This window comes from Rhizobium sp. PDO1-076 (assembly GCF_000247475.1).
Classification (GTDB): Bacteria; Pseudomonadota; Alphaproteobacteria; order Rhizobiales; family Rhizobiaceae; genus Allorhizobium.
This window is the reverse complement of sequence record NZ_AHZC01000078.1, coordinates 1-7,702: the sequence shown is the minus strand read 5'-3', so window position 1 is coordinate 7,702 and position 7,702 is coordinate 1. Positions and strand designations below refer to the sequence as shown.

Annotated in this window: 7 protein-coding genes and 1 pseudogene; 7 read left to right on the top strand and 1 reads right to left on the bottom strand. The window is 57.8% G+C overall.

Going from position 1 to position 7,702, the window contains the following annotated elements; genetic code table 11:
• Nucleotides 1-1,693, top strand: a pseudogene (locus tag PDO_RS06415) (Tn3 family transposase); the annotation flags it as partial.
• Between the two features lie 56 nt (nucleotides 1,694-1,749).
• Here PDO_RS06415 and PDO_RS06410 read toward each other — a convergent pair.
• Nucleotides 1,750-2,157: an AlbA family DNA-binding domain-containing protein gene (locus PDO_RS06410; RefSeq protein WP_007599412.1), complete on the bottom strand. Its 408-nt coding sequence runs from the start codon at nucleotides 2,155-2,157 to the stop codon at nucleotides 1,750-1,752.
• 254 nt (nucleotides 2,158-2,411) lie between these two features.
• Here PDO_RS06410 and PDO_RS06405 point away from each other — a divergent pair, with 254 nt between their 5' ends.
• The 6 genes from PDO_RS06405 to PDO_RS06380 all read left to right on the top strand — a co-directional run bounded on the left by PDO_RS06405 (nucleotide 2,412) and on the right by PDO_RS06380 (nucleotide 7,693).
• On the top strand, nucleotides 2,412-3,005 hold the full coding sequence (locus PDO_RS06405; protein ID WP_007599411.1) for a DUF6088 family protein: 594 nt from the start codon (nucleotides 2,412-2,414) through the stop codon (nucleotides 3,003-3,005).
• Nucleotides 2,998-4,035 (top strand): nucleotidyl transferase AbiEii/AbiGii toxin family protein, encoded by a 1,038-nt coding sequence (locus PDO_RS06400; protein ID WP_007599409.1) that lies wholly within the window; start codon nucleotides 2,998-3,000, stop codon nucleotides 4,033-4,035. Before PDO_RS06405 ends, PDO_RS06400 begins: the two co-directional genes overlap by 8 nt.
• Before the next feature lie 131 nt (nucleotides 4,036-4,166).
• Nucleotides 4,167-4,910, top strand: a complete 744-nt coding sequence (locus PDO_RS06395) for an HNH endonuclease (RefSeq protein ID WP_007599408.1) — start codon at nucleotides 4,167-4,169, stop codon at nucleotides 4,908-4,910.
• The gene (locus PDO_RS06390) at nucleotides 4,907-5,134 is read left to right on the top strand and encodes an ABC-three component system middle component 6 (RefSeq protein ID WP_007599405.1); all 228 of its coding nucleotides are present in this window, start codon (nucleotides 4,907-4,909) and stop codon (nucleotides 5,132-5,134) included. Before PDO_RS06395 ends, PDO_RS06390 begins: the two co-directional genes overlap by 4 nt.
• A complete protein-coding gene (locus PDO_RS06385; RefSeq protein ID WP_007599403.1) occupies nucleotides 5,131-6,876 on the top strand; it encodes a DUF2326 domain-containing protein in 1,746 nt (581 codons plus the stop codon). Before PDO_RS06390 ends, PDO_RS06385 begins: the two co-directional genes overlap by 4 nt.
• A 19-nt stretch (nucleotides 6,877-6,895) precedes the next feature.
• Nucleotides 6,896-7,693, top strand: a complete 798-nt coding sequence (locus PDO_RS06380) for a TIGR02391 family protein (protein WP_007599402.1) — start codon at nucleotides 6,896-6,898, stop codon at nucleotides 7,691-7,693.
• Nucleotides 7,694-7,702 lie beyond the last annotated feature (9 nt).

The window sequence follows — 7,702 nt, the reverse complement described above, 5'->3', positions numbered from 1 at the left end:
TGTTGCCCGATCGCGTTCCTGTCGGGCATCTGGGAAAGTCGGAGCGGGAGCAGATCTGCGAAAATGGAAAGCCAGATCGGCGGCTTTACGAGATTGCGACGCTTGCCCATTTGCGGGACCGGCTGAATTCGAGGGATGTATGGGTCGAGGGCAGCCGTTCATTTCGGCCGATTGATGAACATCTGATGCCGAAGCCGGCCTTTGTTGCCCTTAAGGAGGACGACAAACTCGGCCTCGGTGTCCAGAGCGACGGCGCGGCGTGGTTGGCGGATATGGGACAGATGATGGACTTCAACCTGAAGCAACTGGCCTGGCGTGCCCGTTATGGGAAGCTTGAAGGTGTGAGGATAGAAACGGCACCCTGATCGTGACGCCCCGCGTCAGCGACGTTCCCACGGCTGCCGACGCCCTCAATGCCGAAATCAGTGGCATGTATCCTCTGGTTGAAGTCCCCGACCTGCTGCGGGAGGTCCATGAATGGACGGGTTTTGCCGATCAGTTTACCCACGTCCGGACGGGAGATGCACCACAGAACATCTCCGCCATGCTGGCCGGCGTGCTCGCCGATGGCACCAATCTCGGCCCGAAACGCATGGCAGGAGCATCGAAGGGCATCAGCGCCCATCAGATCGGCTGGATGCGGAGTTTCCACGCCCGGTCCGAGACCTATAGAGCCGCGCAGGCCAGCGTCACCGACGCACACACGCGCCATCCGCATTCTCAGCTCTGGGGAGACGGAACGACGGCGTCATCCGACGGGCAGTTCTTCCGGGCCAGCGACCGCGCCGCCAAGCGCAGCGATGTCAATCTGCACTATGGCAGTGAGCCCGGCACGAAATTCTACAGCGGGCTTTCTGATCAGTACGGCTACTTCAGCATTCTGCCGATCAGCCCGACCGAGAGCGAAGCCGTTTATGTTCTCGACGGCCTGTTCGATCACGACACGATCCTGGAGATCGAGGAGCTGTTTACCGATACAGGTGGCGCCAGCGATCATGTCTTTGCGCTGTTCGCCCTGATCGGCAAGCGTTTTGCGCCCCGCCTTCGCAACATCAAGGATCGGAAATTCCATATCTTCGGGAAGGTCGATACCTATCCGGGACTGGCTAACCACATCGGCGCACCAATCAATACCGCCCTCATTCTGGAGCACTGGGACGATCTGTTGCGCCTGGCCGCGTCGATCACGACGCGCACCGTCTCTCCGTCAACGATCCTCAAACGGTTGTCTGCCTCATCGAAGTCCAGCGACCTGGCCAAAGCGCTCCGAGAGATCGGCCGCATCGAGCGAACGCTCTTCATGATCGAATGGTATTCAAGTCCGGCACTGCGCAAACGCTGCCAGGCCGGTCTCAACAAGGGCGAAGCCGCTCACAAGCTCAAGCGCGCCGTGTTCTTCCATGAGCGCGGCGAGATCCGCGATCGCTCCTTTGACAGTCAGGCATTCCGCGCTTCCGGCCTCAACCTGGTCGTTAGCGCCATCGTCCACTGGAATACCGTCTATCTCGGCCGCGCTACCGCCCATCTGCGCCAGCTCGGCCGGAACATTGACAACGAACTGCTCAAGCACGTCTCGCCGCTGAGTTGGGAGCATATCAATCTCACCGGCATCTATTCCTGGGACACCGAGCAGCAGATGGCCGAAGGCTTCAGGCCCTTGCGGTTTCCCGGCAAAATCCTCCGCGCAGCATGACGTTCATCGTCTGTTCGACCTTAGCGTACGGTTTGGAGCAGATCTTGTTCTGACCCCTAGTAGGTACCTTTGACAATACCTACCGGCTTGCCCCGGTCCTCCGGTCCTCCGGCTCGCGCGCAGATCGGCGCTGCTCCATGACCTGGCACTACAATGAGAGGGTGAACCTGTCCCTTTGCTGAAGTGACCATCCTGACATCACACTGGAGAGGAGGTTCAAGATATTTTTTCACAATCGAGGATACGACATCGCGGTCGACTGCCACGTCGTCCCCTCCTCCTGTCGGGTTTAAGTCATCATTAAAACCAAAGATTATTACTCCGCCCCCGTAGTTTGCGAGTGCTGCGATATGCCTGGCGAGATGCGCGCGGTGTCTGTCATCCTTCAAATCGAAATTCGATTTCAGTTCCACCTCAAGAGATTCTACTGGATCATTGACTAGGCGTTGTAGCTCGTCTCTCATCGTTATGCTCCCGCGCGACGGTACCAATTGCCCCTCCAGCGCTACAGATTGCGGCAACCTCCGTGGGGCATTTATCACACAGAGGACAGCTAAATTACTTCGGAGCTGATTGCTATCTCAGGGCGGTACTTTTGTGACCTTTTGAGCAATTTTACCCAGTACCTGGCCGCCTATCTGAGTGCTTGAATGTCAGAAAAATATAGGCTATTTTCTGACACATGAGAATATCCCGAATATCCGTACCAGATAAAATCATGAAGCGCGCCCGTGCCAGCGGACGTGGCGGCGTTTTCACGCCCAGTGACTTTTTGGATGTGGCTGCGCGGGCCACGGTCGACCAAGCCCTCTCCCGGTTGGCTAAGAATGGGAAACTTCGCCGCCTGGCGCGGGGCCTGTACGACTTCCCCAAAATTCATCCGCAACTTGGGGCCCTTGCGCCGACGCCCGATGATGTCGCGAACGCGTTGGCGCGGGAGACGGGATCCCAGGTACAGATCGCTGGTGCGCGCGCGGCAAACGCCCTTGGCCTGTCAACGCAGGTCCCGGCAAAGAGCTCCTATCTGACGGATGGCCCCTCTCGCCGTGTCGTACTTGGTAAGCGCGTCGTTGATCTGCGTCATGCCTCGCCCAAGCATCTCATAGCGCCCGGCAGTGCCGCGGGTACCGTCGTCCAGGCCCTTCGTCATGTAGGGGCGATACGGGCCGCCGACGTTGCTCAAATAGCGTCCCACCGGCTCTCGGCTACCGACAAGAAGACGCTTGCATCCAAAGCGACCCAGGCTCCAGCATGGATGCGGCCGACGCTCGTCTCGATCGCCAACACAGCGTCGGGTGAGATCGATGGATAAGGTGGCTCTTCTTCCAGCCGATGATCGAGCGGCCCTCTTTAGCGAGACGGGCGCTGGCCGAGGCGTAGCCAATACCATCATAGAAAAGGACTTTTGGGTCTGCTGGACTTTAAAGCGACTCTTCGGCCTGCAGCATAAGGATACAGCTACCCTTGTCTTCAAGGGTGGCACGTCCCTTTCCAAGGCGTTTGGCGCCATCCGCCGCTTCTCCGAAGATATAGATCTGTCTTTTGATCGAGCTGACCTTGGATACACGGGCGACCGCGATCCTGAGAAGCAGGGTATCAGCAAGAAAAAGGCCGACAAACTTATCGAAGCCCTGGTAGGCGATGTCGAGCGGCATATTGCCGACAAGCTGCTTCCGGCGCTCCGGGCGGGGATTGTCGAGCAACTCGGCGAGCCGACCAAAGGTGAGTGGTCGCTGGAGATCGACGCCGGCGATGCTCAGACGCTCAATTTCCACTATCCGACTGTTCTGGCTACTTCCGAATATCAAGGCATGGCCTACATCACGCCGCGGGTAAAACTCGAGCTCGGCGCGCGCGGCGATCCGTGGCCAACCGAGGAGAAGGTCATTCGTTCCTACGCGGCGGAGGACTATCCCGACTTTTTTGAAGACCCTGATAGCACTGTAACCGTTCTCTCCGCGCAACGGACCTTCTGGGAGAAGGCCACAGCGTTGCACGCGGAGGCCCACCGTCCCCCAGAAACGGCGACACCGCAGTATTTTTCGCGGCACTATTATGATCTGGCAATGCTTCTAGACACCGATGAGGGCAAAGCCGCAGCCACGGATTTGGGCCTTCTCGCAACGGTGGCAAAGCACAAAGCGACCTTCTTCCGGTCAGGGTGGGCCAGCTATGATACCGCTCGGCCAGGCACGCTGCGACTGATGCCCAGCGAGGCGCGGATCAAGGATTTGCGTTCTGACTACAGGGCTATGGCGCCGATGATGTTCGATGAAAAGCCTTTGGCTTTCGATGTAATACTTGCACAAATCAGAAAACTACAAGACGCTCTCAATGAATAAATCACCACACGCCACGAGGAGGGGTCATCATCACTCGGTCCAGTCAACTAAACACAAGATTCCGACCTTGACTGCCGCAGCCCGGAGGTTGGCGGTACCACAAAACGGTGTTTCGCAAGCTGGCGACGCCCATGGGCGCTAGTTATCCGACTAGGATTATTTTGGCTTTTCGGAGTGGTGGCGTTTGTGCCTTTCCGAAGTGTGGCAAGCACCTAACCTACGATGCGAAGGTGGGCGATGATACGTATGTCGGTGAGGCCGCCCATATTCGTGGCGAGAAGCCTACGGCAGCGCGCTATGACCCGTCGATGACTGACGCTGAGCGCGACAACGTCCGCAATCTCCTCTATCTCTGTACCGATCATCATACGATCATCGACAAGGTCGAGGCCGATTGGCCGACCTCCACTCTTCAGGAATTGAAAGAAAGCCACGAAAACCAAGTTCATCAAGCGATGGAAGAAGCCTTTGCGGATGTTGCCTTTCCCGAGTTGCAAAACGCTGTCTCCTGGGTGGCCAAGCAGACGCCGGCGACCAATGGGTCGTTCGACCTGATTACGCCAGACGAAAAGATCAAAAAGAACGCGCTCTCGAACGGATCCAAACATATTATCGCCGCCGGCATGACGGCGCGTGCGACTGTCGGCGATTATGTCGAGGCTGAAGCGCAGCTCGATTCCGATTTTCCGGAGCGGCTGAAAGCCGGTTTCCTCGAAGAATATTATGCGCGGCGTAAAGAAAGTCACAAGGGCGACGAACTGTTCGAGTTGATGTGTGCCTTCGCCCAACGAGGCCTTAAACGTCAAGCCGATAAGACCGCAGGCATCGCGGTCCTGATCTACCTGTTCGAAATCTGCGATGTGTTCGAGAAATGATCCTTCCGACAAAACATATTCCGCAAAGTGAAGCGCTGATTGGCGTTGGGGCAACCCTTCTGGCCCAACTGACTGGACCCATGACCGTTTCCGGTCTCTGGGAGCGTCTCCGTTCGGAGCCGAATGTCGGCACGTTCGAGCGCTTCGTCCTCGCCTCCAATCTCCTTTATCTTATTGGCGCCATCGACATCAAAGACGGGCTCATCGTCAGGACCGTGCCATGATCCGATCTGTGCGCGCCAATCAGAAGGGTTTTCACACCGCCGCATTCACACCCGGCGTTAATCTCATTCTTGCCAATCGTTCCTCGGCAGCTGGTGACAAGGACACAACAAACGCCTTGGGGAAGTCGACGCTGATCGAGATCATCGACTTCTGTTTGGCGAGTAACTCCTCGCCCGGGAAAGGCCTGCGTGTCGAGGCATTGCAGGGCTGGGCGTTCACTCTGGAGCTGTCTGTTGCTGGCAACGACGTTGCAGTGACGCGGTCTCCTGATGTGCCGAACTTCTTTGCCATTGAGGGATCCACCGCGGGGTGGCCTGTGCAACCGACTCCGGACAAGGAGGGGGTGCCGGGGCTTGACTCCAAGAAATGGAGAGCGGTGCTTGCCTGGGCATTGTTCGGAATCAGCGAGCTCGCGCCAACGCCAGGTTATAAGCCCTCCGCTCGGTCGCTCCTTTCCTATTTCGTGCGGAACCAAACGGCAGCCTACAACACCCCTTTCAAGCATTTTGATAATCAGAAGACCTGGGACATCCAGGTCCACAATGCCTTCTTGCTCGGGCTAAACTGGGAGAAGGCCGCGATCTGGCAGCAATTGAAAGATCAGAAAAACGCGCTGGACGCGCTGAAGCAGGCGATAAAGACAGGTGCAGTCGACGGCGAGCTTTCTTCGCTCGGTGAGCTTGAGGCGGAGCGCCTGCGTCTTAACACCCACCTCGAGCGGGAACGCGAGGCTCTGTCGAATTTCCGTGTTTTGCCCCAGTACCGCGAAATCGAGGCACAGGCGAACCGTCTCACGAGCGAAATCCACAGTCAGGTGAATGCCAATATTGTCGATAAGCGCCGGCTTGAGCGCTATCGTGCGTCCCTCGTGGGCGAGGATGCGCCCACAACGGACCGCCTAGAGGCGCTCTACGTTGAGGCTGGGATCGCGCTGCCAGGCGCCGTTATGAAAACCCTCTCGGATGCGCGCGCCTTCAACGAAAAGATTGTCGCGAACCGCCGCGAATTTATTGCAGGCGAGGTTGCCGCGCTTGAAGCTGCACTTACGGACCGCGACGCTCAGATCGTCGCGCTGACCGATCGCCGCGCCGGCTACCTCGGCGTCCTGGCCGGTCAGGGGGCGCTTGAGGAACTTACCCAGTTGCAGGAGCTTCACGCTGGCACGCGTCTCAAGGTAGATGAGCTGACGAACCGGATCACCCAGCTCCGCCAGATGACCACCAAGTCGGATACGATCAAGGTCGAGACCGTAGAGCTCAAGCGGGCCACAATACTGGACTATGAAGAACGGCGTGCGCTGTGGTCCCAGGCGCTGGGTTTGTTCTCGGAGTTTTCCGAAACCCTTTATAAGGCGGCCGGGCGACTCGTGATCGACATCGATGACACCGGATATAAGTTTGATGTCGAAATTGCCGGTAGCCCGAGTGAGGGTATCAGCAAGATGAAGATCTTCTGTTATGATCTCATGCTCATTTCATTCGCGCGTCAGCGCGGCTTGGGCATCGACTTCCTCATTCACGACAGCACCATCTTCGACGGTGTCGATCCCAGACAACGTGCCCATGCTCTCGAACTCGCCGCGGAAATGTCCACCAAGTTTGGCTTTCAGTATATTTGCACGTTGAACACCGACATGGTTCCGATCAACGATTTCTCTCCGGATTTCGAGGTCGAAGCCCTTGTGCGCGTGCGCCTGACCGACACCGACCCAAGCGGAAGTCTGCTTGGGTTCAGATATTAGCGCGGGGGTGGCCTGAAAAATGGCGCTGTTTTCGCAGGATCAATTGGAAGCAATCGCAGGAGCGCTTGGCGATACGGATGCAGGCTTGACCGGGCCGGAGATTCAGCACCTGATCGCTTCGACGAAAATGGATGATCCGGGCCCGATGACAAAGAGGGTTCGCATCTACAATGCGTTCGCCGAATGCCAGAATACCAAGCGTAATCGAACGAACATCCTGCAATTTATCCGTCTCGCGATGAAGCCGGCCCGCTACAGCCGCGCGCCCGAGCGCTATGAGCCGATGCGCGCGCTTCTCAACCAAGCGCTGGCATTTGCCGGCTTGGTCGTCGATCAGTCCGGCGAACTGAAGGTCGCCGAGGTCGCGCAGACCCTCCCCGAAGCGCAACGGCGCGCACGAGAACTGCGAGCCGATCTTGAAGGTCGCGGCGTACATCCCGATGTGCTCAGATTTTGCCGAGCCGAACTTCTCGCTGACAATTACTTCCACGCCGTTCAAGAAGCGGTGAAGAGCGTCGCCGACAAGATGCGCGTACGCACTGGGCTCACGGATGACGGCGCTGCCCTGGTCGATCGCACTCTCGGTGGCGAACCTCCCCTTTTGGCTATCAACGCTCGTAGCACTGCAAGCGAGCGGAGCGAACATAGTGGCTTCGCCAATCTCGTGCGGGGCACATTCGGGATGTTTCGGAACCCGACAGCCCACGACGCACGCATCCACTGGGCGATGTCGAAGGAGGACGCGGAAGATCTTCTTACCATCGTCTCGCTCATTCATCGTCGGCTGGACAGAGCGCATATGCCCGCGAGGATCTAATGAGACCTG